Annotated in this window: 23 protein-coding genes and 2 pseudogenes; 10 read left to right on the top strand and 15 right to left on the bottom strand. The window is 65.7% G+C overall.

Annotated elements, in window-relative coordinates; all coding sequences use genetic code 11:
• Positions 1–32 precede the first annotated feature (32 nt).
• Together A5790_RS19435 and A5790_RS19430 are read right to left on the bottom strand one after the other, a co-directional pair.
• On the bottom strand, positions 33–845 hold the full coding sequence (locus tag A5790_RS19435; protein WP_066847862.1) for a sugar phosphate isomerase/epimerase: 813 nt from the start codon (positions 843–845) through the stop codon (positions 33–35).
• Between the two features lie 25 nt (positions 846–870).
• Positions 871–1,634, bottom strand: a pseudogene (locus A5790_RS19430) (SDR family NAD(P)-dependent oxidoreductase).
• 408 nt (positions 1,635–2,042) lie between these two features.
• On the opposite strand from A5790_RS19430, the pseudogene A5790_RS25555 reads away from it, so the two are divergent.
• Positions 2,043–2,324 (top strand): annotated as a pseudogene (locus tag A5790_RS25555) (SDR family NAD(P)-dependent oxidoreductase); the annotation flags it as partial.
• 10 nt (positions 2,325–2,334) lie between these two features.
• A complete protein-coding gene (locus A5790_RS19415; protein WP_231987845.1) occupies positions 2,335–2,979 on the top strand; it encodes a TetR/AcrR family transcriptional regulator in 645 nt (214 codons plus the stop codon).
• Positions 2,980–3,231: 252 nt separating this feature from the next.
• Here the strand turns inward: A5790_RS19415 and A5790_RS19410 are convergent, their stop codons facing one another.
• The 8 genes from A5790_RS19410 to A5790_RS19375 all read right to left on the bottom strand — a co-directional run bounded on the left by A5790_RS19410 (position 3,232) and on the right by A5790_RS19375 (position 11,119).
• Positions 3,232–3,990, bottom strand: a complete 759-nt coding sequence (locus tag A5790_RS19410) for an SDR family NAD(P)-dependent oxidoreductase (protein WP_066847854.1) — start codon at positions 3,988–3,990, stop codon at positions 3,232–3,234.
• A complete protein-coding gene (locus A5790_RS19405; protein ID WP_066848336.1) occupies positions 3,987–4,580 on the bottom strand; it encodes an SDR family oxidoreductase in 594 nt (197 codons plus the stop codon). Before A5790_RS19405 ends, A5790_RS19410 begins: the two co-directional genes overlap by 4 nt.
• 162 nt (positions 4,581–4,742) lie before the next feature.
• Complete coding sequence (locus A5790_RS19400) at positions 4,743–6,188, bottom strand: class I adenylate-forming enzyme family protein (RefSeq protein ID WP_066847851.1); 1,446 nt, start codon at positions 6,186–6,188, stop codon at positions 4,743–4,745.
• Positions 6,185–6,985: an enoyl-CoA hydratase/isomerase family protein gene (locus tag A5790_RS19395; RefSeq protein ID WP_066847848.1), complete on the bottom strand. Its 801-nt coding sequence runs from the start codon at positions 6,983–6,985 to the stop codon at positions 6,185–6,187. The genes A5790_RS19400 and A5790_RS19395 overlap by 4 nt, the downstream gene beginning before the upstream one ends.
• Complete coding sequence (locus A5790_RS19390; RefSeq protein ID WP_066847845.1) at positions 6,982–7,794, bottom strand: enoyl-CoA hydratase/isomerase family protein; 813 nt, start codon at positions 7,792–7,794, stop codon at positions 6,982–6,984. Before A5790_RS19390 ends, A5790_RS19395 begins: the two co-directional genes overlap by 4 nt.
• The gene (locus A5790_RS19385) at positions 7,791–9,038 is read right to left on the bottom strand and encodes an acyl-CoA dehydrogenase family protein (protein WP_066847843.1); all 1,248 of its coding nucleotides are present in this window, start codon (positions 9,036–9,038) and stop codon (positions 7,791–7,793) included. Before A5790_RS19385 ends, A5790_RS19390 begins: the two co-directional genes overlap by 4 nt.
• A gap of 7 nt (positions 9,039–9,045) precedes the next feature.
• Complete coding sequence (locus A5790_RS19380; protein WP_066847841.1) at positions 9,046–9,852, bottom strand: enoyl-CoA hydratase/isomerase family protein; 807 nt, start codon at positions 9,850–9,852, stop codon at positions 9,046–9,048.
• A 7-nt stretch (positions 9,853–9,859) separates the two neighbouring features.
• Positions 9,860–11,119, bottom strand: coding sequence for a hypothetical protein (locus A5790_RS19375; RefSeq protein ID WP_066847840.1), 1,260 nt, complete (start codon positions 11,117–11,119; stop codon positions 9,860–9,862).
• 91 nt (positions 11,120–11,210) lie between these two features.
• On the opposite strand from A5790_RS19375, the gene A5790_RS19370 reads away from it, so the two are divergent.
• The gene (locus tag A5790_RS19370) at positions 11,211–12,029 is read left to right on the top strand and encodes an enoyl-CoA hydratase/isomerase family protein (RefSeq protein ID WP_066847837.1); all 819 of its coding nucleotides are present in this window, start codon (positions 11,211–11,213) and stop codon (positions 12,027–12,029) included.
• A 3-nt stretch (positions 12,030–12,032) separates the two neighbouring features.
• On the opposite strand, the gene A5790_RS19365 is transcribed toward A5790_RS19370, so the two are convergent.
• Positions 12,033–12,899: an SDR family NAD(P)-dependent oxidoreductase gene (locus A5790_RS19365; RefSeq protein WP_066847834.1), complete on the bottom strand. Its 867-nt coding sequence runs from the start codon at positions 12,897–12,899 to the stop codon at positions 12,033–12,035.
• 55 nt (positions 12,900–12,954) lie between these two features.
• On the opposite strand from A5790_RS19365, the gene A5790_RS19360 reads away from it, so the two are divergent.
• Positions 12,955–14,514, top strand: coding sequence for a class I adenylate-forming enzyme family protein (locus tag A5790_RS19360; RefSeq protein ID WP_066847831.1), 1,560 nt, complete (start codon positions 12,955–12,957; stop codon positions 14,512–14,514).
• Positions 14,515–14,589: 75 nt separating this feature from the next.
• Here A5790_RS19360 and A5790_RS19355 read toward each other — a convergent pair whose 3' ends face one another.
• Both A5790_RS19355 and A5790_RS19350 read right to left on the bottom strand, forming a co-directional pair.
• A complete protein-coding gene (locus A5790_RS19355) occupies positions 14,590–14,991 on the bottom strand; it encodes a Zn-ribbon domain-containing OB-fold protein (RefSeq protein ID WP_066847828.1) in 402 nt (133 codons plus the stop codon).
• Positions 14,991–16,136 carry an acetyl-CoA acetyltransferase gene (locus A5790_RS19350; protein ID WP_066847825.1) on the bottom strand — a complete coding sequence of 382 codons (1,146 nt, stop codon included), beginning with the start codon at positions 16,134–16,136 and terminating at the stop codon, positions 14,991–14,993. Before A5790_RS19350 ends, A5790_RS19355 begins: the two co-directional genes overlap by 1 nt.
• 5 nt (positions 16,137–16,141) lie before the next feature.
• Here A5790_RS19350 and A5790_RS19345 point away from each other — a divergent pair, with 5 nt between their 5' ends.
• The 4 genes from A5790_RS19345 to A5790_RS19330 are packed head-to-tail and all read left to right on the top strand — an operon-like array spanning position 16,142 to position 20,049.
• Positions 16,142–17,005, top strand: a complete 864-nt coding sequence (locus tag A5790_RS19345) for an HpcH/HpaI aldolase/citrate lyase family protein (protein ID WP_197696837.1) — start codon at positions 16,142–16,144, stop codon at positions 17,003–17,005.
• A 32-nt stretch (positions 17,006–17,037) separates the two neighbouring features.
• Positions 17,038–18,153, top strand: coding sequence for a TauD/TfdA family dioxygenase (locus A5790_RS19340; RefSeq protein ID WP_066847818.1), 1,116 nt, complete (start codon positions 17,038–17,040; stop codon positions 18,151–18,153).
• Positions 18,150–19,223, top strand: coding sequence for a hydroxyacid dehydrogenase (locus tag A5790_RS19335; RefSeq protein WP_066847815.1), 1,074 nt, complete (start codon positions 18,150–18,152; stop codon positions 19,221–19,223). The genes A5790_RS19340 and A5790_RS19335 overlap by 4 nt, the downstream gene beginning before the upstream one ends.
• Before the next feature lies 1 nt (position 19,224).
• On the top strand, positions 19,225–20,049 hold the full coding sequence (locus A5790_RS19330; RefSeq protein ID WP_066847812.1) for an enoyl-CoA hydratase/isomerase family protein: 825 nt from the start codon (positions 19,225–19,227) through the stop codon (positions 20,047–20,049).
• Between the two features lie 73 nt (positions 20,050–20,122).
• Here A5790_RS19330 and A5790_RS19325 read toward each other — a convergent pair whose 3' ends face one another.
• Positions 20,123–21,310, bottom strand: a complete 1,188-nt coding sequence (locus A5790_RS19325) for an amidohydrolase family protein (protein ID WP_066847809.1) — start codon at positions 21,308–21,310, stop codon at positions 20,123–20,125.
• 223 nt (positions 21,311–21,533) lie between these two features.
• On the opposite strand from A5790_RS19325, the gene A5790_RS19320 reads away from it, so the two are divergent.
• A complete protein-coding gene (locus A5790_RS19320) occupies positions 21,534–22,322 on the top strand; it encodes a TetR/AcrR family transcriptional regulator (RefSeq protein ID WP_066847806.1) in 789 nt (262 codons plus the stop codon).
• Here the strand turns inward: A5790_RS19320 and A5790_RS19315 are convergent.
• On the bottom strand, positions 22,311–23,471 hold the full coding sequence (locus A5790_RS19315; RefSeq protein WP_066847802.1) for an acyl-CoA dehydrogenase family protein: 1,161 nt from the start codon (positions 23,469–23,471) through the stop codon (positions 22,311–22,313). The two genes, A5790_RS19320 and A5790_RS19315, sit on opposite strands and share 12 nt — an antisense overlap.
• A 102-nt stretch (positions 23,472–23,573) precedes the next feature.
• Between A5790_RS19315 and A5790_RS19310 the strand changes: the two genes are divergently transcribed.
• Positions 23,574–24,584: an acyl-CoA dehydrogenase family protein gene (locus A5790_RS19310; protein ID WP_066847799.1), complete on the top strand. Its 1,011-nt coding sequence runs from the start codon at positions 23,574–23,576 to the stop codon at positions 24,582–24,584.
• The last annotated feature ends 44 nt before the right edge of the window (positions 24,585–24,628 follow it).

The following is a 24,628-nucleotide window of genomic DNA, read 5'->3' as shown; positions in this document are numbered from 1 at the left end:
TGCCTTTCCTCGTGGACAATGTCGGACGGCCATCAGAAGGATGCGAGTAGTTCCCGCGCCGCGTCGACGCCGGGTCGCAGTCGTTGGGCTGCCCCGGCACCGGCCAGGGCCGCTTCGCGTTGCGGCATTTCGAGGCCGACGACAACGTCCTTGGGGAGTTCAGCCAGGTACTCCCTCAGGGGCACCTCACCTGTACCGGGTACCAGGCGCTCGTTCATGGCCTCGAAGTTGTAGTCGTCGAATCGACTGACCAACGTGGTGTCGGACAGCTGGATGTATCCGATGCTGTCCCCGGGGAGTGCTGCGAGGTCGGCGGGCCGCGCGCCCAACCGGGCGATGTGCATGGTGTCGATCAGCAGGCGGAATTCGGGCCGGTCGACGTACTCAACCACCGTCATACCCGTGTTGAGGTCCCCGACGGTGAAACCCGGGACGACTTCGGTGACTGTACTCAGTCCACGCTGCGAAGCCATCTCGGTGATCGCAGCGAACTCGTGACAGCTTCGGCGTAGATCGGGCTCGAAGCTCACGACATTGACCTTCTCGGCACCGAGCTCGGCCATCACGTCGAGGTCGTCTGCCAGAATGGCGGAGTCACGTTCGGGCAGGATCAGCAATCCTTCACCCAACGAGATCTTCACACCGGTATCGGCAAGGGCGCGGACCATTTCGCGCCGCAGACGCTTGTCATCCTTGAGCGAATACGTGGAGTAACCCAATTCGGGCAGCGGCACCCCGTAGAGCGCCGTAGAAATGTAGTGGCAACCCAATTCCGCGGTGAGAGAGATGAATTCGATCGGCGGCATGCCGAAGATGCTCAGGAATTCGATGCCCAGCCGGTCCATGGTGTACTCCGATCGGTGTGGTGTCTCAAGCGCCCAGCATGACGAGGCCGCCATCGACGGCGAGCAGTTGGCCGGTGATGAACCCAGACCCCTCGCCGGCTAGGAAGACCAGGAAGGGACCGAGGTCCTTAGCCGGGTCGCCGAGGGCTCCGCGCAACGGGATGGCCAGCTTCAGGTTCTCGTCCATGAACGCCGCACCTTCAGGGCCGAGAAAAGTACGCAGGCGCTCGGCTCCGGGCGTTTGCATCGCTGGCGCTAGCGCGTTCACCGTGATGCCTTCACTGGCCCACGCCTTGGCGGCGGAACGCGTCCACGCGTGTACCGCTCCCTTCGTGGCCGCGTAGACCGCCGAAATGGGGCTGCCCATCACCGCTTCTGCGGAGCCGAAGTTGATGATCCGGCCTCCCGAGCCCTGCATGACTCGGTGAGCGGCTTGATTGACGTGAATGGTGCCCCGCAGATTGATCGAGACGAGCCGATCATGTCGGCATCGGTAATGGCTCCGGCGATCCCCGGCAGCCAGAGGCCCGCGGCATGGATGACGGCATCCAGGCCTCCCATCGCTGCGACGGCCGCGTCGACCGTGTCGTTCACGCTGTCGACGCTGGTGACGTCGCAGTGACGCCAGGTGGCTTGCGAGCGCTCCGGGGGCGGCGCCTCATGGAAGGTAGCGACCACGTCGGCGTCGGAATTCACGAAGACGTCGACGATGGCTGCGCCGATACCCGTGGCCGCGCCGGTCACCAGGACTCGCCTGCGGCCGGTTGTCTTCGACTCGGTTTCGGGCATGTCACGAAGTCCTATGTAATTCGGAGTCGAAGGTGGGGAAGCACTCGTCGAACGCGGTCCCGATTCCGTCGTCGATCAAGCCGTACCTCTCCGATGGGCAAGCGGCAGAACCGAACCGATCTTGCGGATGTTCGGCGAGCCATCGACGAATCCGCTGAACGGTGTCATCGGTGAGTTCGTCACCGTCCGGCTCGTACGGACTGCGCATCACCGAAATCGGGTCACGCCTCTGAGCGGCGCACGTCACCCGCTCGCTTGGAGCCCCGTCGGCGCCGGGCCTTTCGCGATGGGTGCCCACTATCTGATCCCCTCTACGTCCCTAGAGCTATACCTCTATGACTATAGAGGTAGAGTTGTGCAAGGAAAAGCCTCGATTCGAAGGAGCGGTCGTGAGCCTGCAAGGTCTGGCCGGCGTACGCCGCCTCGAAGGCGGGCGTTGGCGCGCTTACGCGGCACGTGGCGACGCGCTGGGGGAAGACGGGGGTGCGATGCAACGCCGTGGCCCCGGGCTTCACCGCGACAGAGGCGATTCGTGCTGTGCCGCAGTGGCCCGACCTCGAGAAATCGGCGCTCAAGCGAATCCGGGGTCCGCGGGTCGGCCGACCCACCGACATCGCGGCCCTTGTCGCCTTCCTGCTGTCTGACGAGGGGGCCTGGATCAACGGACAGGTCATCAACGTCGACGGGGGATGGTCCTGCGTTGACCGATACACTCGTGCGCATTGCCACACCACGAAAACGCGACGGCGACGAGCGAAGACGCGAACTCTGCGATGCGGGTATCCGCGTACTCGCCGAGCAGGGTTCGCGCGGGCTCACCCACCAGCAGGTGGATCGCGCCGCTAACGTTGCGGACGGCACGACGTCTTACTACTACCGAACCAGGGCTGCACTATTGCGCGGCGTGGGCGAACGAGTCGCGGCCATAGACTGCGAGAATCTGCGTTCGGTCACTGATGCGGCGACCAAGACTGACTCTCCCTTCGGTCGATTGGCGGAACTGATCGTCATGCAGTCCAGAGGCGACGGGCTGCTGCTCAACATTGCGCGTCAAGAACTGCTTCTGGCTGGGGCGAGGGATCCCGCCCTAGCCGAAACATTCGAATTGTTCGTGTCCCGGATTGTGGCGATGACGCACGACGCCATCACGGCAGTCAATCTCGGTCCGGTTGATGATGATGTACGCAACGCTCAGGGAGACGCGGTCATCACAGTCATCGCGGGATTGTTCACGCGGTATGCCTCCGGCGATAGGTCCAAAAGCGACGCGAAGCACATCGAGAGGCTTCTCGAAGCAGTCGTCACTGGCATTGCCACCCAAACACTCGAACACGCGAGAGACTAAGCGTACGGGGGCCGCACCCCCACGATTCGGCATAGCGGTGCGTGCACCTACCCCCTCGCCGTGCGACCTCGCCAGTCGACTACCGCGATGAGATCTGCAATGAACGTCAACGGAGTTCGCCTGCTCCACATCATGGCCCCAGCAGGCCACTCCAAAGCGACTCGCGAACTCGAGTGGAGACCGACCGACACGCCAACGCGATAATGCGCGTGGCATGGTTTCACCGCAAGTCGCCCGTTTATAGCACCGGCCTTACAGATTCGTGTAGTGGCCGCCGTCGACGCCGAGTGTCTGACCGGTGACGTAGCGCGCTTGAGGGCCGACCAAAAAGGCGACGGCAGGACCGATATCTCGTTGCGCGTCACCGATCCGCCCCAGCGGGATTCGGCGCGCGAGCCGCCCTTCCATGGCCGGCTCGGCTTCGATTGCGGCGGTCATGGCGGGCGAATAAGACAGGGGCGAAACGATGTTGACCGTGATGCCGTAGGGTGCCCACTCCCGCGCCAGGCTCTTGGCGAAGCCGCGCAGCGCGCCCTTCATCGTGGCGTAGAGCGGCAGAGTCGCGCTGCCTTCGATGCCGGCGGGCGAGGTCATGACAATGAATGTGCCGCGGCGCTCCTTGAGCGCGTCGAAGGCGGCGGCCGCGCAGTGGTGGGCACCGCTCAGCGACACCGAGGAGTGGTCGGTCCATAGCGCGCGGTCGACGTCGATCAATTGGTGCGGTTGGCTGCTGCGATTGCTCGTCGCGTTGTGCACCACAGCGTCGAGTCGTCCGGTCGTCGTCACGGCGAGGTCGACGGCCTGAGCGACCGAGTCAGAGTCGGTCACGTCGCAGCGCGCCCACGTCGCGCGATGACCTCGTGCGGCGATCTCGTCGACGACCGCCTGCCCGGTTTCGGACCTGGCAGCGACAACGACGTGGGCTCCCTCGAAGGCCAGTGCCATCGCGATGCCGCGGCCGACCCCACCGCCGGCGCCGGTGACCATGGCGGTCAAGCCGGTGAGGGTCACGGCAGCATCACCGAACCACCGTCGGCGACGATCGTCTCCCCGGCGAGATGGTCGAGATCGGGCCGCAGCAGGAACTTCACCGACTCGGCGACGGTGTGCATCAGGGTCGACTCGTCCGCGACCGCCGGGACGGTCAGATGGCCGGCCGCGGCCGCATCGTCGGAGAACAGGGACAGCGGCGTGGCGACGAGGTTGGCGCCGACGCCCTGCGAAGACCATTGTCGAGCAGCTGATTTCACCATCGCGCGGATGCCCTCGACCGCAGTCGTATACGCGACGAGCCCCAGGGCACCCGCCATCCCAATCGTCGGAACGACGACGACGATTCGCCCGCCGACCGAAAAGCCCGCCCGTGCCTGTTGCAGCGCGGTGAGCGTGCGCCACATCGATACGTCGACGAGGCGATGCCAATCATCACCGCTCAGAGCTGCTACGTCGACCGGCCGCGGGCAGGGATCGACGACGATGACCACGCGCGTGATATCCGCCGGTAGCTCGCCTCCCGGCGCCACGGTGACGGCGTCGAGTTCTGTTGCGAGGGTCCGTGTTAGCTCACCGGTGTGGCCGACCACCACTGTGGACGAGGTCACGTCACCCAGGTCACGGTCAGTCGGACAAGTTCCTGCCACATCGACGGCTCCTTCGTCCGCGAAAAGCACAATGCTGAACGAGAGTAGCACCGTTCTCACAATCGAGAAGATCTGTTTCCAGCCGGGGTCACCGGAGCCCCGGTCGGCCGTGTCGGCTTCGGATTACGCGTCGGCGAGACTCAGAAGTTCGCGCTTGACGACCTTGCCGACGTCGTTGCGCGGCAGGCGCTCGACGAACACCACCCGGACGGGTACCCGGTACGGGGTCAGGCGGTCGCGACACCACGTGATCAGTTCATCCTCGTTGACGCTGTCGTCGGCGCGCACGACGAAAGCCCACGGAACCTCGCCGAGTCGTTCGTCGGGGACCCCCACCACAGCTGCCTCGTGCACGCGGTCGGCGGCCAGAAGCACTTCTTCGACGGTGCCGGGGAACACCTTGAGCCCGCCGCGGTTGATCATGTCCGAGACGCGCCCGTCGAGCCACAGGAATCCGTCGTCGTCGAACCGACCGAGGTCGCCGGTGTGAAACCACCCGTCGTCGGTGAGCCTGTCGAGGAACGCGGGGTCGATCTTGCGAGCAGCCGTCGTCGGTGTGCGGACCATGACCTCGTCGTCGGTGATCGTGACGTCGATGCCCGGGAGCGGGCGTCCGACGGAACCGAGTTTCGTCTCCCCCCACTCGCGTGCGTCGGCGGCCGACCATCCGACGACCTCGCCGCCGAGTTCCGTTTGGCCGTAGGAGTTCAGTACGAGCACACCGAACTTGTCGCGAAACCGGGCCGCGTGAACGGGCGACAGCGGAGCGGTGATGGACCGGACGATCTTCAGGGGCGACAAGTCGGTGACCGAATCGTCGTGGAGCACCATCGTCAAGGCGGCGGGTGGTAAGACCGTGGACCGCAGTTGGTGGCGCTTCACGAGCGCTGCGAAGTCCTCGGCCGAGAACTTGTCCATCAACACGACACCGGAACCGGCGCGAAAGGCGAACAGCACCTGGTAGATACCGGCCCACAACGATAGTGAGAGCGGCACCAGGTTGGGCATCGGTGCCGTGTTCCGGGGGGCGCGCTTCGACCCGCGAAGTTTCTCCAGTAGCCGGTCGATCAGGTCCAGGACGGTGGAGTGACGCAGCGGCACCGGCTTCGGCGGACCTGTCGTCCCCGAGGTGAACTGCAGAAGCGCCACATCGGCGTCGTACCGCCGAGCCTCGTCTGCCGAGTTGGAGTGCGGCGTGAGCGACCACGCCAAGCTCGACCCGGTGACGACCGGCAACGCGAAGTCCGAGAAGCGATGGGCCAGTGCGGGTGTCGTGATCACCGCGACCGGCTCGAGGCTCTTGAGCTGAGCGGCCACCTCGGCGTCGGCGGCCCTGGGGTTGAGCGGTGTGTAGACACCACCGGAACGCCAGACACCGAACAGCGCCGCGACCGTGGTGGCGTCGTTGGGCAGCATCGCCGCGACCACCTGACCGGTCATCAGCCCGGTTTCGGTGAGAACCGCGGCGAGGCGGTCTGCACTCGCGATCAGGTCTGCCCGGGACACGTCGACGGCCAGAGTGTGTACCGCGACCTTCGGCAGATCGTCCAGCAGGTCAGCGAGACTCACGAATCCGACTCCAGAGGAAGCCACGCTGGTGTTCGCTTGTCGGCGAACGCTTTCGGACCTTCGTCCTGGTCGGGATGGCCCCACATCGACGTCAGGTGCTTGGCCCCCTCACGGCAAGCATCGGTCAGGCCGTGCTCGAGCGCTCCCCAGAGTGCGCGTTTGGTGGCCCGCATCGCGGCGGGTGAGTTTCTCGCGATCTTCTCGGCGAGCTCTTGTGCGATATCGCGAAGCATGTCGGGGGGATCGACGATCTGGCTGATCATGCCGAGTTCATATGCGCGCTGGGCGGTGAGTCGTTCGTGGCTGCCGACCAGTGCCATCCGTAAGACCGCCTCGGCGGGCATCTTGCGCATCAGCGCGATCGTCTCCAGGGCGCTGACCTGACCGATGGATACGTGCGGGTCGACGAACGTGGCATCCGATGCCGCGATGACGATGTCGGCGTCGGCGACCCAGTGCAGTCCGCCCCCGGCGCACACCCCGTTGACCGCGGTGATGACGGGCTTGCCGACATTGCAATGCCAGCCCGTCAGCTTCAGGTCCAGCGTCTGCATGGTCTCCTGGTACTGCTTGATCCCCTCGCCATCGAGATCGTCGACGTCGGCGCCGACCTGAAAGGCCCTGCCGTTGCCGGTGTGCACGATCACCCGCACCTCGGGGTCGGCGTCCAACTCGGCCCAGGCAGCGGGAAATTCCTTGCGCATCAGCGCGTCGTACGCGTTGAGGCGGTCGGGCCGGTTGTTGATGATCCAGCCGACGGGGCCGCGACGTTCGACGATCAACCTCTGATAGCTCACGAAGCCTCCACCGGTGCGAGGGGTCGCCAGTCGGCCGGGCGCTTTTCCCGCCACGCCCGTACTCCCTCGGCATGGTCGGGGTGGTTCCGCAGTCGCCAGATCGTCTCTGTGGCCGCCGCTTTGGCCTCCGACAGTCCGACTTCCAGGGAATGCCACAACGCCTTCTTGGTCGCCCTCATCGCGGTGGGCGAGTTGGTCGCGATCGCGGCCGCGAGCTGCCCGGCCGCCGCCCGCAGCTCATCGGCCGCCACGACCTGCGAGACGATACCCAACTCATATGCGCGTTGGGCCGAGATCCGCTCGCCTTTGCCGCTCAACGTCATCCGGGTGATCGCCTCCATCGGCGACTTGCGCAGCAGGGTGATGGCCTCGTACGCGACCGCCTGCCCGACCGAGACATGCGGGTCGACGAATGTCGCCGCCTCCGCAGCGATGACGATGTCCGCGTCGGCGACCAGATGCAGACCACCTCCCGCGCACACCCCGTTCACCGCGGAGATAACCGGCTTCCACACACCACAGTGCCACGAGGAGATCTTCAGCTCGGCGTCGCGCGTGCGGCGTGAATGACGCCGCATGGCCTGTTTGTCGCGGGCGACCTGGACCACATCCATTCCGGTACAGAACGCCTTGCCGTTCGCGACGTTGACGATCACGTGCACGTCGGGGTCGGCATCCAGCTGTGCCCACGCGGCCTCGAGTTCATCCAGCATCAACGCGTCGAATGCATTGCCTGCCTCGGGCCGATTCAGCACAAGCCACCCGATATGATCCGACTTGTCGACGATCAACCGCTCGTATTCGGTCAAGAGCGCGGAATCTCCTTCCAGGGTTTCCCTTTCCACGGATCCGGCTCCTTGGGTAACCCGAGTACGCGCTCGCCGAGGATATTCTTGTTGATGTCGGTCGTACCGCCCTCGGTGCCGTTGGCGAGGCTGCGCATCATGCCCTGCACCTCGCGGGGCATCGCGTCCGGATCGTCGGTGGCGGGCCACGCCACTGCGGCGGTGCCCAGGAGGTCGACCATGAGATCCTGGATCTGCTGGTTGAGCGTGGCCTGGTGGACCTTGCCGATCGAGGAAGCAGCACCGGGGGATTGGCCGGCCGAGAGTGCCGCGCGCACACGGGCATTGGTCCATCCGCGGATCTGTTCCTGAGCCCAGAGCCGCATGACCTTGTCGCGAATAACCGGGTCGTCCCATCGGCCGGTTTCCTTGGCCAGTGTGATCAGTCGTTCCGCACTGGACCCACCGAGCCTGCCCATACCGCCGGATCCGGAGCCCGAAACCATCTGGCGTTCACTCGACAAGGTCGACGCGCTGACCCGCCACCCGTCGTTGACCTCTCCGACGCGGTGGGCGTCCGGCACCCGCGCGCCGTCGATGAAGACCTCATTGAATTCGGCGTCACCGGTTATCTGGCGCAGCGGCCGCACCTCGACGCCGGGTTGGTGCATGTCGAGCAGGAAGTATGTGATGCCCTTGTGCTTCGGCTGATCGGGATCGGTGCGGGCGAGCAGAATCGCAAAGTCCGCCTCATCCGCCCAGGTCGTCCACACCTTCTGTCCGGAGATCACCCATTGGTCACCGTCGCGCACCGCCCGGGTCGCCAGCGACGCGAGGTCTGAACCCGCGCCGGGCTCGCTGAAGAGCTGACACCACTTCTCTTCGTTTCGGACGATGGGCGGTAGGAAGCGGCGTCGTTGCTCTTCGGTGCCGTGGCTGAACAGGGCCGCCGCGGTGTTGTTGAGGCCCAACGGATTGAGCCGGGTCAGCCGCAGCGGCGCGAGCACGCTCTCGATGGCGCGAGCCACATCGTTGCCGATACCGAGGCCACCGTGTTCGGGTGCCCAGGTCGGCGCCACCAAGCCGGTTCGGGCAAAGGTCAGATACCACCGCCGATAATCGGCCGGACTTCGCGCCGCTCTCAGCGCGGCGGGGCCCTCGGTTGCCGCCGCACGCCAGTCGGCCGGCACCTCTGCCTCGACCCACCGCCGCACCACCTCGACGGCGTCTTCGGTGGTGGTGTCGGCGGTGATCGGTAGTGCTGTCATGTTCGGCTCAACGACCCTTGAATTCCGCGGGCCGCTTGTCCTGGAAGGCGGCCAGGCCCTCCTTGAAGTCTTCGCTGCGACTGGATAATTCGAGTGCCATCGCCTCGTTCTGAAGATGGCGATCGAGATCAAGACCGTTGCCGCTGTGCAGCAGCCACTTGGTGAGGCCGAGGGCCACCGTGGGTGCGGCGGCGAGCCGGCTGACGAGATCCGTTGCCGCACCCTCGAGTTCAGCCTCGGGGCAGGCGCCATGGATGATGCCCCACTGCGCCGCGGTGGTCCCGGACAGTTCCTCGCCCAGCATCAACAGTTGGCGCGTGCGAACCATCCCGACGAGTCGTGGCAGCAACCAGGCCGCACCGCTGTCGGGCGTGAAGCCGCGCGCCATGAACGGTTCCCAGAACACCGCGTCCGAGGCTGCCAGGCAGAAATCCGACGCCAAGGCGAGGTGGAAACCCAGGCCGGCCGCCCAGCCGCGAACCACAGAGACGACGGGCACCTGAGTCTCGAGCAGCAAGGGTATGAGCCTGTTGGCCTTGTTGGGCAGTCGCCGCTGCGTGCTCCCCACGCGCGGTTTGCGTTCCGACTTGGCGTTGTTGGCCACCAGATCGGCGCCGGCGCAGAAGTCCGGACCTTCGGCGTCGACGCGGATGACGCGAACCGACTCGTCGGTGCCAGACCGGGCCAGGTGCCCGATCATCGCGTCTAGCATGGTGTCGTTGACCGCGTTGCGGCGTTCGGCCCGGTCCAGGGTCAGCCGCAGAACCGGGCCCTGTTGTTCGGCTCGGAGTCCGGGAACGCTCGGATAGGTCACGGCTGGCTCAATGTTCGGCGAACCGGTCGGAGATGACCGCCAGCAGACGGGCGAGGTCGGTCGCCCCGCCGGGCGGTTCCGGCAGGCGGACGGGGCCCCGCTGCCTGCTGGGCAAGAGGATCGTGGCGTGTCCGGGCGTGGTGATTTGGCCGCGGTGATTGGTCGCCGCGAGGTCCAGGTCGACCGCCGGACGGGCCCCGTCGGCCAGGTATTTGCGGGTGACGGTGCCGGTGATGGTGTGCAGATCGCCAACGTAGTTGAACAACCGGAATTCACAGTCCAGTTTCCACAGCCACGCATCGTCACCCATCCAGTCAGTGCACAAATGGATGAGCCACGTCTCGCGCATGCGGCCGTAGTCGAATGTCGTCGGGTTGCCCGCGTCGCGCGCGGCGCTCGGGTCCCAGTGCACCCGCTGCTGTACGTCGGGGACACCGTGCTCGTTGAGTGTGTAGAAGCGCGGAATACGTTGCCTGTTCTGCCAGGCCAGCCTCAGGGGCCGCACGCCGTACATGCCCATGCCCATTCCGACGTGCCAGCACACCATGTCGGTGACGGTGAGCGGACCCTTGGTGAGCGGGCCGATCTGGTCTCCCTCCGCGACGTCCTCCCACCAACGCGGCTCGGCACCTCGGGGTGCCTCACGGGCGTACCGCGCGCCGATCTCGGCGATCTCGTCGGAGCTCCACGTTCCGAGGTCGACAGACTCGTACTTCTTGCGTCCCCTTGCCTTGCTGCGCTCGGTGCGGATCATGTTCCGGTACTGGCCGCCGAGGATGACGCCGTCCTCGTCGCAGAACACCTGCGCCGACCATTCGTGCACAGCCCGGGCGGCGAACTCACTGCTCTTGTCCAGCGCGGCGACAAGGGCGTTGCGCCGGAAGACCCGGCGGTTCGCGCGCAGCGGCGCCCACCACTCGCGCGACGATCCGCCATAGAACGCGTGAACGCCGCGCAACGGGTCACCGGCGGTCAGCTGCCGGTCCTCCTCGGTGAGTTCGGAGACCTCGTCCTCGCCGATCAAGGTGTCGCCGCCGATCAGCGCGGGCGGCGCGATCGGTTCACCCCAGACCGACTTCGTCGCGTATTCGGGATCTGACCACAGCGGGTTCGCGTCGCCGTAGCTTTCCGCCACGATCCGGAACGTGTCCTCGTTGGGCCGACGGTAATGCGGGGGTTGAGTGTGCGGGACGGCGACGCCGATGCGGGCGCGCAACTTGGCCAAACCCTCCTCCGTGATTTGGCCCGTTGCCGAGGACTGGGTCACGCATCGCCTCCTCAGTTCGGCACATAACGTCAGTGGGGAACGTCGGCGGAAATTAAGATACCCGAAAAACGGAAACGTCGTTAACGCAGGGGTGATCGAGTTGACTCCAGAGCAGTCGGGCATCGAGAGCGCGGTTGGATCCGATGGTGTCTGCCGGATCACCATCGACCGCGCGGATGCTGCGAACTCGTTGTCCCCGTTGGCACGTGAAGCTCTCACGGAAGCATTCGAGAAGGCCGATGACGATCCTTCGGTGCGAAGCGTGTTGTTGCGAGCGACGGGGGATCGGCACTTCTGCTCGGGTGCGGGTTTGGGCCCGCAATCGGCGCGACCCACCGAGGAGAAGAAGCCCGGAGACGTCGCTCTGATGCTGCAGAAGGGTTATCAGCGACTGATCTCCGCGGTGCTCGATTGTGACAAGCCGGTGGTCGCCGCGGTCAAGGGTGTGGCGGCGGGTGCGGGCGCGAGCCTGATGCTCGCCTGCGATCTGGTCGTCATGTCCACCGAGGCGCGCCTGGTGGAGGCATTCGTGCATCGCGGAATCCTGCCGGACGCGGGCGCGATACATCTGCTGACCAGGATCGTCGGACTGCGCAAGGCCACCGAACTCCTGATGCTCGGAGAACCCGTCGACGCCGCGACCTGCGAGCGACTCACCTTGGTCAACCGCGTCGTGGCACCCGAGGAGACCGATACGGTCGCCGAGGAACTGGCTCGCCGCCTGGCCGCGGGCCCCACCGTCATGCTGGCGCTGACCAAGCGCCTGCTGTCGGTGTCGTCGGAATCGGGGCGGGACCGGGCCTTTGAGCAGGAGGCCTGGGCGCAGGAGGTGGTGTCGTGGACGGCCGACCTGCAGGAGGGCCTGCGGTCGTTCGCAGAGCGCCGCCCGCCGAACTTTCAGGGCCGTTGACGATCAACCGGTCGCAGGGCCCCCGCGAATGGTAAAGGTCGTGCTGTCGTCGATCTCGTCGATCATCTCTGCCACCAATTCAGCTGTGAGTGATCGATTCTCGATACCTTTGGTGACACCGATGAACACCCGCGACACCTTGCCGGCGCCCACGGAGTAGATATGAGCGGTACGATCGCAGTCTCGGTGCGACAGATAGACCACCACGGGTGTCACCAGCTCCGGGTCCATCGCCTTGCCGGCCTCGCCCATGATGTCCTCGGTCATCCGAGTTCGAGCTATCGGCGCGATGGCGTTGATGGCGATGCCGTTTCGCGCACCCTCGATCGCCAACACGTGCATCATCCCGACCAGCCCCATCTTGGCGGCACCGTAATTGGCCTGCCCGAAGTTCCCGAACAGGCCTGTGCCAGAGGTGGTTTGAACAATCCGCCCGTAATTCTGCTCGCGCATGACGGGCCATGCGGCGCGCGTCACGTTGAAGGCGCCGGCCAGGTGGACCGAGATCACCGCGTCCACCTGCTCGGCGGTCATGTTCTTGAACGCTGCATCGCGGAGAATGCCCGCGTTGTTGACGAGGATGTCGAGTCGTCCGAAGGCGTCCATCGCCGCTGCGACGATCGCCGCACCACCCTCCTCCGTCGCGACGGAGTCGCCGTTGGCGATCGCGGTGCCGCCCCCGGCGGTGATCTCGTCGACCACCGCCTGCGCCGCCGAAATCGAGGCGCCTTCGCCGTCGACGGCGGTGCCGAGATCGTTGACCACGACGCGGGCACCGCGACGAGCGAGTTCGAGTGCGTGACAGCGCCCGAGCCCTCCGCCCGCACCGGTGACAACGGCAACCTGATCTTCGAAGGTCAAAGGTGACATGCCTGAGAGGTTACATTTACGTAGACGAGAATCTGTATTTGCATCGGAGGACACCATGACCGCGGCCACCGAGCTGCTGCGACACGCGCGGGAACGAGCAAGCGGTCTCAGGGCCCGCTACCGTGCCGCCGGCATCTGGTCGGACCGGCCGCTCGATGTCGTGCGGTCGGCCGCCCAGCGGTGTCCGGCCCGGCCGGCGCTGATCGATCGCGGTGCCGAAATCACCTACGCAGCACTGGATGGACAGGTCGATCAGGCAGTCCGTGCGCTTCGCGACGCCGGTGTCCGCCTGGCGACACCCGTCGTGGTCGTGGTCGGCAACGACATCGGATCGGTCGTCGCCGTACACGCCGCCATCCGTATCGACGCGGTGGTACTGCTCGTGCCGCGCAGTGCGGGCGCGACACAGGTCGCCGACATCGTGGCCCGCACCGGGGCCCGGTTCGGCCTGGCCCCGAACTGGTCTCCCGTCGTCGACGGACCCTTGCGTGAGGCGTGCGCCTGGATCGACATCTTCCGCACCTCGGACATGTCGGTGAGCGAGGGGCCCATGCGGCCCGCCGACGAGCCGTCTTTTGTTCTCTACACCTCCGGCACGACGTCTCGGCCCAAGGGCGTCATCCATTCGCTGAGCACGCTTGCCAAGGCATCTGCCAACTACATTGCCGCCGCCGGACTCGGTGAGGACGACCGCATCTTCCTCATCAGCCCGCTCGCCTCGGTGACCGGTGTGCTGCAGGCGCTGTTCATCGGACCCATGCTCGCCGTGCCGGTGGTGCTGGAGGATCGCTGGGAGCCCGCCGCGACGTGTGATCTTCTGTTGTCCTCCGGCGCAACGTGGTACGGCGGTCCGGATCGGTTGCTCGACCGCCTGCTCGACGAAGCGGTCGCCAGGGGGAGCGTCGTGCCGCTGCGTGCGGTTTATCTCGGTGGCACCATGCTCGACAGGCGCATCGTCGAACGGGTCGAGGATGTTTTCGGCATCGTCGTGATGCGGGCGTACGGATCGTCGGAGGTGCCGATCTGCACGTCGGGGCTGCGCACCGAGAGCAGGGCGGTGCGTCACGCGGATGATGGTGTGGCGCTGCAGGACGTCGACGTCCGCGTGGGGTCGGCAGCGGACGCGGGCGAGTGCTGCATCAAGGGTCCGCATGCATTTCTTGGTTACACGGACACCGAGGACGACATCAACGCGTTCGACGGGGAGTGGTTCCGGACCGGTGACGTCGCCGAGGTCAACGAAAACCGCGTGCGCGTCGTGGGGCGGATCAAGGACATCGTGATCCGCAACGGCATGAAGATCCCCGCGGCGGAGGTCGAGGAGGCGGTAGCGCGGATTGCCGGTGTGCGGGAGTGCGCCGCTTACTCGGTTGCCGACGCGACCACCGGCGAACGGCTGGCGGTGGCGCTGGTGCTCGACGACGGCGTCGAGATGTCACTCATGAACGTGGTGGACGCTCTCGTTGGGGAGGGAATGCCGAAGTACAAGCTGCCCGAGGAGCTGGTGTTCTGGGATGAGCCCCTGCCGCTCAACGCCAACGGCAAGGTGCAGCGCAACACGCTCGAGGCGCGTTCGAAGGGTCGGCCGCGGGTACTCGCCGCCCGCCTTGCGTAGCACCCGTTTCGCGAAATGGCATTCCAGCAGGCGCTCTCTCGAACTTTTCCTGCTGGAATGCAATTTCGCGGAAGATTACGGCCGAAAAACCGGTACGACGAATCCGTCGTCGTCCTCGCGGAACGCGATCTCGAGCTCCATTCCGGCGCAGAGTTGATCGACGGGGCAGTCGACGATCTGAGTCATGAGGCGGGGACCCTCCTCGAGGTCGACCATCGCGACGACGTAGGGCACGGCGTCGAACGGTGCGGCGTTCTGGTAGATGACGCTCCAGGTGTAGAGGCGCGACCGTCCGGACGCCGGCGCAAGGTGCACGTCCTCACTCCAGCAGTAAGGGCAGAAGGGGCGGGCGTACAACGAATTCCGGCCGCAGGAGCCGCATTCGTTGATCATCAGCGTGCGATCCTGGACCGCCGCCCACCAACTTTCGCTGTCGCTGTCGATGGTCGGGTGGTTCGGACCGCTGGGCGACTGCATCACTGCCTCCCGAAGATCATCGTCGCGCTGTGGGTGAAGAAGCCACCCATCGCGTGCACGCACGCCAGGCGCGCACCCTCGACCTGTCGTTCGCCGCATTCGCCCCGCAGTTGCCGAACCGCCTCGACCATCAGGAACATTCCGCGCATCCCGGGATGACACGACGCCAGCCCGCCGCCGTCGGTGTTGGTGGGCAGCGCACCGCCCGGACGGAGCGCGCCGGAGCCGATGAACGGACCACCCTCACCCTTGGCGCAGAACCCGAGATCCTCGACCGTCAGCAGGACGGTCGAGGTGAACGAGTCGTAGAGCTGACAGACGTCGATGTCGTCCGGGGTGACACCCGCTTGCGCGAACGCACGCGGACCCGATTCTGCGGCGGCCGATGTCGTGAAGTCGGGCCATTCACTCATGCTCACGTGCGATGCGGCATCGGCCGCGCCGAGGATCCAGATCGGTTCCTTCGCGCAGTCCTTCGCCACCCGCTCGCTGGCGAGCACGACCGCCCCGCCTCCGTCGGTTCGTAGACACACATGCTTGGACGTGAACGGATCGGCGAGGATCGGCGCCGCGGCGACATCCTCTGCGGTGATCCGATCGCGCTCAAAGGCGTTCTCGTTCATGGCAGCCCATTCATGCGCGGCGACGGCAACCTCGGCCAGCTGTTCCTCGGTTGTCCCGTACTCGATCATGTGGCGCCTGGCCGCCATGGCGTACTTGGCAATCAGCGTGGCGCCGTAGGGTGCTTCGAACTGCATCGCACCGCCGGTGCTCAACGCCGCGGCCGATGCCCGCACGCGGCGCTTGACATCGGAGCGTGCGGTCGAACCGTAGGTCAACAGGGCCACGTCGATCTCGCCCGCCGCGATGGCCGCGGCGGCGTGCCGTCCAATGACCTCCCACGATGATCCACCGACGTTGGTGGCGTCGACCCACGTCGGCCGCAGCCCCAGGTACTCGCTCACCTCGACGGGTGGCAACAGTGTCCCGTGGCCGCCGAAGCCGTCGATGTCGTCCTTGGTGAGGCCGGCGTCTGCGACGGCCCGCCGCGCGGCCTGCGCCATCAGCGCCATCGCCGTTTTGTCGGGCACCCGCCCGCAATCGGACAGCGCGGCGCCGACCACCGCGACCCGGTTCTGGGACATGAGTAATGGTTACCACAGGCGATAATGTCATTAACGCTGTAGTGGAATCATCGTTCTCGCTCGGTTACCGTGGGTGGGTGCCGGGACCGCTGCGGGATGCCTTGAAGGGCGATCGCCTGGTGTTGTGCCTCGCTTTGCTGAACGCCCGCACGCCCGACGTCCCGGCAATCGCGGCGGCCTGCGGATACGACGCTGTGTATGTCGACCTCGAGCACACCTCGTGCTCGCTCGAAACGGCGGGGATGCTCTGTGTGGCCGCGCTCGGTTCCGGCATATCCGGTCTCGTGCGGGTACCGTCGCACGACCCCACCATGATCGCGCGCGTACTCGACGCTGGCGCAGTCGGAGTGATTGTGCCGCACGTCAACTCGGCACACGAGGCACAGGCGGTCATCGACGCCGCCCGCTTCCCGCCCTTCGGCCATCGGTCCATCTCCGGGCCCAACGCGGTGAGCGGATACGCACCCCGTCCAACCGCCGAACTCACGGGCGAACTCGAACGCCATACCGTGGTGGCCGTGATGATCGAAACGCCCGACGCGGTGGCGGTATCTGAGGAGATCGCGGCCGTCGAGGGGGTTGACATGGTGCTGCTTGGGCCCAGCGATCTGACGGCCGAGATGGGGATCCACGGGCAATATGAGAATGAGCATTTCCACCGTGCAGTAGACTCTGTCGCAGCGGCCTGTCGTGCACACGGTGTGGCGCTGGGAGTGGCCGGGATCAAGTCCGTTGACCTGCTGAAACGCTTTGCAGGGCTGGGACTGCGATTCATTTCGGCGGGAACCGACGTCGGGATGATGTCCGAAGCCGCCACTGCCCGTGCGCATGCCTTGCGTGAGCTCGAGAGGCGCGCGGCGAGCCGATAGCCGAGAGCCTCGTCACGACAACAGGAGGACGGATGCCCACCGCGATCTACACCGAGCAAGTCACCGACCCCATGGCATGGACCGGTGCCGACTTCAGCAGCAAGGAGGACTTCGCCTTCGACCTGTCGTCGAGCAATGTGGCCGCGCTGGAATCCATACTGGCCAAGACCGCCCGAAAGGATCGCGACGACATCACGCCGGAGGACGCCCGACATCCGGATCTCGACGAGGATCTCGCGCGGCTGTACCGGGAGTTGATGTTCGGCAGGGGCCTGGCGTGTGTGCGCGGTTTCCCCGTCGAACAGCATTCGATCGAGGACCTGGAACGCATCTACTGGGCATTCTGTACCCACCTCGGCTACCTGGTGTCGAACAACTCCTTCGGTCACCGCATGGTGCGCGTGCAGGAAGAGGTGCTGCCCAACGGCGTACAACCGGCACGCGGCACCAAGTCGAGGGCCGAGCTCGCGATGCACAACGATGCGGCGGACATCCTTTCGCTGCTCTGCGTGTACCCGGCCGCAGAAGGTGGCGAGAGCCAGTTCGCCAGCGGCCCCGCCGCGCACAACCGGATTCTCAACGAACGGCCCGACCTGCTCCCCGTGCTGTACCAGGGGTTTCCGCACCATCGGCGCAGCGAGCAACCCGACGATCAACCGGATGTGACCCCATACGACGTTCCGGTCTTCTCCCAGATCGACGGTCGTATCTGCATCAACTTCACCTACAGCAGCATCCTGCCTGCCATGCACACCCTTGGCCGCGAGTTCACCGCCGAACAGAACGACGCCATCGAGTTTTTGCGCACCGTCCTGGTCGAACAGCAGGTCGAGTTCCGGTTGGAGTCCGGTGAAGCCGCCGTGGCCAACAACTTCGCAATGTGCCACTCGCGCTCGGACTTCGTCAGCAGCACCGACCCGAAGAAGGCACGCTGTTTCCTGCGGGCGTGGATGGAAGTTCCGCGGGAGGATCGCCGCCTCCCCCTCGGGCGGGAGTACTTCCACATGGAGAACAAGGATCTGCGCCTGGGTTATGACCCCGTTGCCGGACGCGACGGCGCGATCGCACGCAATGACTACAAGAACGTCGACCCCGCACTGGCCGACATGTTCAAGGCGGCTCAAGCGAAGCCCAAAATCAAGCGATGACAACCCGTCCGCGACTGGTCTACGAGAGATGGACCGATCAGGTTGCAGGAGACATACTGGCGGGGGCCGACATCGAGCTCGTCAAGCTCGACCTCCGAGCTTCCGTCGAACGGGGTTGGGCAGCATTGGAATCGGCGCACGGATATCAGGTCGCCACCCGAACTGACGTCGCCTCGATCGAGGATGGCGTGCAGTGGCTGGCGGGGCCGGCGCTGGTGGATCGTTGCCCACAGTTGCTTGCCGTCTGTTCGGCGGGGGCGGGTTATGACGTGATCGACGTCGCGGCGTGTACCCGCGCGGGGGTGGCGGTGTGCAACAACTCCGGTCCCGGCGCCGAAGCCGTCGCCGAACATGCGCTCGGACTCATGCTCGATCTGGCCAAGAAGATCACCGCCGCCGACCGGGCGCTGCGCAGCGGTCCCCTCGGAGATCGATTGGTGTTGCGGGGCACTCAGCTGTTCGGAAAGACGGTCGGAGTCGTCGGATTGGGCGCCATCGGTGGACGACTCGTCGAGTTGTGCGCTCCGTTCGGGATGGAGGTCCTGGTCTTCGATCCCTACGTCGACGACGCGACCGCCCGCGGCAAGGGCGCGGTCCGGGTCGGGCTTTCCGAGTTGGTCGAGCGATCGGACTTCGTTCAGGTCACATGCCCGCTGACCGCCGAGACGCGGGGGCTTTTCGGGCCTGCGCAATTCGCCGCGATGAAACCGACCGCGTACTTCATCACCACCGCGCGTGGTCCGGTGCACGACGAAGAGGCGCTCTACGACGCCCTGGTGAGCGGGAGTATCGCCGGCGCGGGCCTCGACGTGTTCCACGAGGAGCCGCCGAGACACGACAACCCGCTGCTGAGGCTCGACAACGTCGTCGCGACACCACATGTCGCGGGCATCACCGTCGAGGCGGCTCGCGACATCGCGGTCGCCACCGCCAGCCAGTGGCAGACGATTTTCGCGGGCGCCATACCGCCGCGGTTACTCAACCCGGAGGTGTGGCCGCGTTACTGCGACCGGTTCGAAGAAGTCCTGGGGGTCCGGCCGACCGCCCGCGACACGGCAGCTGCGGAGTGAGATGAGCAATTACGACACAGTCACGTTCGAGGTCTCCGGTCACACCGCGTGTGTGACGCTGAACCGGCCCGAGGTGCTCAACGCGATCAACGACGAGATGATCGCCGAACTCGCCGAGGTGTACGCCGAAATCGAACGGTCGCAGGACATCTGGACCGTCATCATCACCGGCGCCGGCCGTGCACTGTGCGTCGGAGCCGACGTCAACAAGGCGGCCGATCACGACATGGAGAACGCGGCGGGGATCGACAACCAAGGCGAGCCCATCCTCAGCTCCATGCGCCAATGGGATGCGCCGCAGGAGGCCACACCCCCGTGGCTGCAGATGACCAAGCCGATCATCTGTGCTGTCAACGGCATTGCGTGTGGTGCGGGCATGGACCTCGTCACAACGGCCGACATCACGATTGCGTCTGAACGCGCGACGTTGATGGACCCGCATGTCAGCATCGGTGTCACGTCCGGGCGTGAAGGGGTCCGGCTGGCCCGGATCCTGCCGCTCCCCGTGGCGATGCGGTTGATCCTGATGGGCAGGCACGAGCAGCTCGACGCCCAGCGCGCCTACGACCTCGGCGTGTTCACCGAGGTGGTGGCCCACGAGACGCTCATGGACCGGGCGTGGGAGGTCGCCGAGATCGTGAATTCCAATGCGCCTCTCGCGGTGCGTGGTTCGCGGATGGCGGTGCGCAAGGGGCTGACGCTGCCGATATACGAAGCGGAGCTGCTCGCCGAGAATTATCGGATGAAGGTGGCCCTGACCAAAGACGCGATCGAGGGCCCGCGCGCATTCCTGGAGAAGCGCAAGCCCGACTGGCAAGCGCGGTAGAGCTACGCGAGACTACGCTTTATGACGGAATCGGCCCGGAATCCGTCAGAAACCGTAGTCTCGGCGGTTGAGCCTAGGCCAGGCCGAAGAAGTTCTTCGCGTTGGTGGACAACACCTTCCGCTTGGTCTCCTCATCGAGGCCCTCGGTCGCCTTGTTGGCGACGTCCATGCTGTTGGGCCAATTCGTGTCGTTGTGCGGGTAGTCGGTCTCGAACATCAGCTGGTCAGGTCCCACCAGATCGAGGATGCGGAACGCGACCGGGTCGCCAAAGGTGGAGAACCACACGCGGCCGGGGACCTGCGTGCTCGGCGGCTCGGTCAGCAGCGGATGGATGCCGCCCCACGCCCGACGGTCCTCCCAGACCTCGTCGACGCGCTGCAGGTAGTAGGGGATCCACCCGGCCTGCGCCTCGGCGAACGCGAGTTTGAGCTTGGGGAATTGCCGCAGCTTGCCGGAGAACAGCCAGTCGACCAGGGCGATGGTGCAGTTGACCGCCATCAGTGCGCTGGTGACGACGTGCGGCGAGTCGGGGGAGGACTTCGTCAACGACGAACTCGAGCCGATGTGCAGCATGATCCCGACATTGTTGCTCTCGCACGCGGCGAAGAACGGGTCCCAGTAACCGCTGTGGATGGACGGCAGGTCCAGTCGCGCAGGCAGCTCCGAGAAGCACACCGCAGGCATGCCCTTGGCCGCTACCCGTTCGACCTCCTTGACGGCGAGCTCGACGTCCCACAGCGGGATGATGCCCAGCGGAATGAGCCTGCCGTTCGAGCCGCCGCCCCACTCGTCGATCTGGAAGTCGTTGTAGGCCTGCACGCAGAGCAACGCGAGCTCTTTGTCCTTGGCGTAGAGGAATCGCTGACCGCAGAACCGGACCAGCGTGTTGGGAAAGCAAGCCGAGGCCTCGATGCCGGCGAGGTCCATGTCCGCGAGCCGGTCGGCCGGTCGATAGCAGCCGGGTCGCATCTCGTCGTAGGTGATCGGGTCGGTGGAGAGTTCGTCGAGTTCGTAACCGGCAGCGGCGCTGATGAGCGGAATCGGGATGATCGAATCCTCGTAGTGCCAGATGTCGGCGTCGCGGCCGTCGTCATCCTCGATGAACGCGACGTCGGAGGTGACCGACGGGTCCATGCGTCCCCGGTGCCGGACGATCCGCGGTCCGACATCGCGATAGCGCTCGGGTAACCGGCTGGTCCACAGATCGGCCGGTTCCACCAGATGGTCGTCGGGTGAGACGATCAAGATGTCTGCGGTCAACGCTGCACTCCTTAGGAACGGCTTGCGGCACAATCGCGAAACCCTTGTTTTCGCAATCGAGAATCAATATTTCCACAATACTGTACAGGCCCCGCTCGGCACGCCGAGACCGTCGGACCGCTCGACGGGGCGCGAAGTCCGGCGGGGTCACGCTGTTTTGGCCAACGTGTGCGTGTAGGTAGCCGAGGTGGATCGGCGGCGGAACGCGTATTCTCAGGTAATCATGACTGCTAAGAAGCGGAGTGCCCGCGACTCGGAAGCCGATCTGGAACTCGTCGAGACCGACGTCGAGATGCCGGGTAGCTGGCAGGAAAGAACGATCGAGCGGCGACTCAGCCAAGCGCGCGCGCGTGCACTCGCGCGTAGTTCGAGGTTCTTGGCGACGGCCCTCGAACTGGTCGAGGAGTCCGGTCGTGCCGACTTCACCATCCAGACCCTCATCGATCGCTCGAACCTCAGCCTGCGCGCCTTCTACCAGCATTTCGCCGGCAAGGAAGAACTGCTTCTGGCCCTGTATGAGAATGCCACCAGTCAGTTCATCGAGGCGATCCGCCACGAGGTGGCGGCCGCGGACGGCCCGATGGAACAACTCGAGGCGTTCTGCCGCGGATTCCTCTCGCGTGCGGAGTCGTCGGAGGCAATCGGCGGGCGCGTGATGACGATCTACAACTTGAGCCTGGAGATCGAGCGCCCTGCCGATTTCGCGAAGATCTGGGAGCCGCATCAGAAGCTGCTCACCAGGATCCTCACCGCATGCTCACGCGCGGGGCTGGTCCGTAAGGATCTGACGCCCGCTCAGCTCACCACGCTGTTGAACTCGACCCTCATCGCCCTGGCCCAGATCGGGGTGTTCCACCTGGGTGTCAAGGGCGCTGAGCTCACCGAGGACCAGCTGTGGGCATGGTGCCTGCAGGCGCTGACTCCGCCCGCGAACGCGCCCAGGAAGGCTGTAACCGCCAAGGCCGCGCCACGCAAGCGCCCCACCCGCAAACCCAAGGACCTAACGGGGTAGACCCAGACCTCTCTGGGCGATGATGGTGCGCTGCACCTCGCTGGTTCCGGCATAGATCGTGGTGCCCAGCGCGAAGCGCATGAGGTGTTCGAAGCGGCCGCGCTCCGGCGCCGTCGGCTCGAAGACAGACCGCGTCGCATCGGGCCCGACGAGTTCGACGATGTCTTGGCTCGCGCGCACGAGCGCCTCTGTGGAGAACACTTTCGCCATCGGCCCCTCGGCGACGGGCGTACGACCGTTCTCGGTCATCCACACACATCGACGCTGTAGGAGCATCGCCACTTCGAGTTCCATCGCTACCCGCGCGATCCGCCGCCGCACATCGGGTTTCGCGATCGCAGGTGATCCGTCGGGCGCGCGCGCCGTGGTCGCCCACTCCTCGGCATGGTGCAGGAGACGCGCGATATGAGGTCCCCATCCTGACGTGTGCTCGTCCTGTAGCGACAGGCCCAGCACCTGCCAGCCGGCGTCGACGTCACCGATGCGCCACTCGTCGCCGATGCGCACGTCGCTGTAGAAGGTGATGTTCGTGCGCTCGCCCGACAGCGTCCACACCGCTTGCGCTTCGAAGCCGTCGGAGCTCGTCGGCACGAGAAACATTGTGAGCCCCTTGTGCTTCGGTTTGTCGGGGCTCGTCCGGGCCAGCAGGAAGATGTAGTCGGCGATGTGACCGTTGGTGGTGAACATTTTGGAGCCGTTGATGACCCAGTCGTCGCCGTCTCGTACGGCCCTCGTGGCCGCGGCGGCCACATCCGAGCCGCATTCCGGTTCGGTGAAGCCGAGCGCGATGGTGACGTCGCCGGTCAAAGCGCCGGGGAGGATGCGCTCCTTCATCGCGGGTATACCGATCTGCCGGATGATCGACGCCACCATCCGGGTGGTCTCGGACAGGTATACCGGCGCGTCCGTGCGCATGAGTTCTTCGTTGAGCGCCTGCTCTTCCCAGGCGGTGCGGTCCTGCCCGCCGAACGCCGTCGGCCAGCCCGGAGCGAAGTAACCCTTGTCGACCAGCCCTTTGGCGAAGTCGTCGTCGTGCGCGACACCGCTGCGGTAGATCCGTTCCTCGATGTCGGGGGTCAGCACGTCGCTGAGATGTCTACGGACACCATCCCGGAAGGCTTCGGTCGCGGAGTCGGACTGAAAATGCATGAGCGGGAACCAATCTGTCGCGTACCGGGCGGGCGGGCGGCGCAGGCGATAATGTTACTCTCAAAACTGAGAGTATCCATATTCGCATGTGAGGGATATCCGGTGGACCTGAGCCTGTCCGGCGAACAGCGACAACTCGTGGATTCCTTCGCCGCGATGTATACCCGCGAGTCGACGTCGCAACGGGTGCGTGCCGCAGAACCTCTCGGGTTCGATCCGAAGCTGTGGGAGGCCCTCGTCCAGACCGGTGTCGTCGAGATGGCGGTCGGCGAATCCGACGGCGGATGGGGGGCTTCCGAGCTCGAGTTGGCGCTGATCGCCGAGCAATACGGCCGGGCGGTCGCATCGGCGCCGGTGATCGAGGCGCAGATAGCCGCCCGACTGCTGGCCGCCTGCGGCGACGACGACCTGTTGGCGGCCACCATGTCGGGCGACAGGCTCGTCAGCTTCGCTCCGCGGTCCTGCGACGGTGATGTTCTCGGACTGGTTCCCGGCGGGGCGGTGGCCGACACCGTGGTGGCCCTGGTCGGCGGGCGTCTCGTCGCGTTGTCTGCGACTGACCGTGAGCACGTCGAAAATCTCGGCACCTTACCGCTGGCGGACGTGGTGACGCGCGGCGACGTCACCGTGCTCGCCGAGGGTCAGCACGCCCGTCGCTTGTTCACCGCCGCGGTCGACCTGTGGCTCACCCTCACCGCCGCGGCTCTCGTGGGTGCCGCGGCCAAGGCCGTCGAGATCGGCGCCGAATACGCCAAACAGCGGTACGCGTTCGGCGCCCCGATCGGCACCTTTCAGGCCGTGTCACATCCGCTTGCCGACAGCGCCACCGCGACCGACGGTGCCCGTCTGTTGGCCTTCGAAGCGGCGTGCGCGTTCTCCGACGAACCGGACCGCGTGACCGAGCTGGCCGCGATGGCCTTCGCGTTCGCCTACGAGACCGCGCGTGATGCGACCTATCGCAGCCTGCACATCCACGGCGGCTACGGCTTTGGGATGGAGGGCGACATCCAGCTGTACTACCGGCGAGTCCGCGGCTGGGCCATGGTGTTCGGCGAGCCGGCGGTCGCCCTGGACCGCGTGGCCGACGCCCGCTACGGACCAGTCGCCGGCTGACTCGGCTCTGCCTATCGCGAGTGTGGGATTGATGCACGCCTCGC

The sequence above is a fragment of the Mycobacterium sp. 852002-51152_SCH6134967 genome, assembly GCF_001667105.1.
GTDB classification, from domain to species: domain Bacteria; phylum Actinomycetota; class Actinomycetes; order Mycobacteriales; family Mycobacteriaceae; genus Mycobacterium; species Mycobacterium neumannii_A.
The sequence above is the reverse complement of the archived record's forward strand: the minus strand, read 5'-3'. Positions and strand labels throughout refer to the sequence as shown.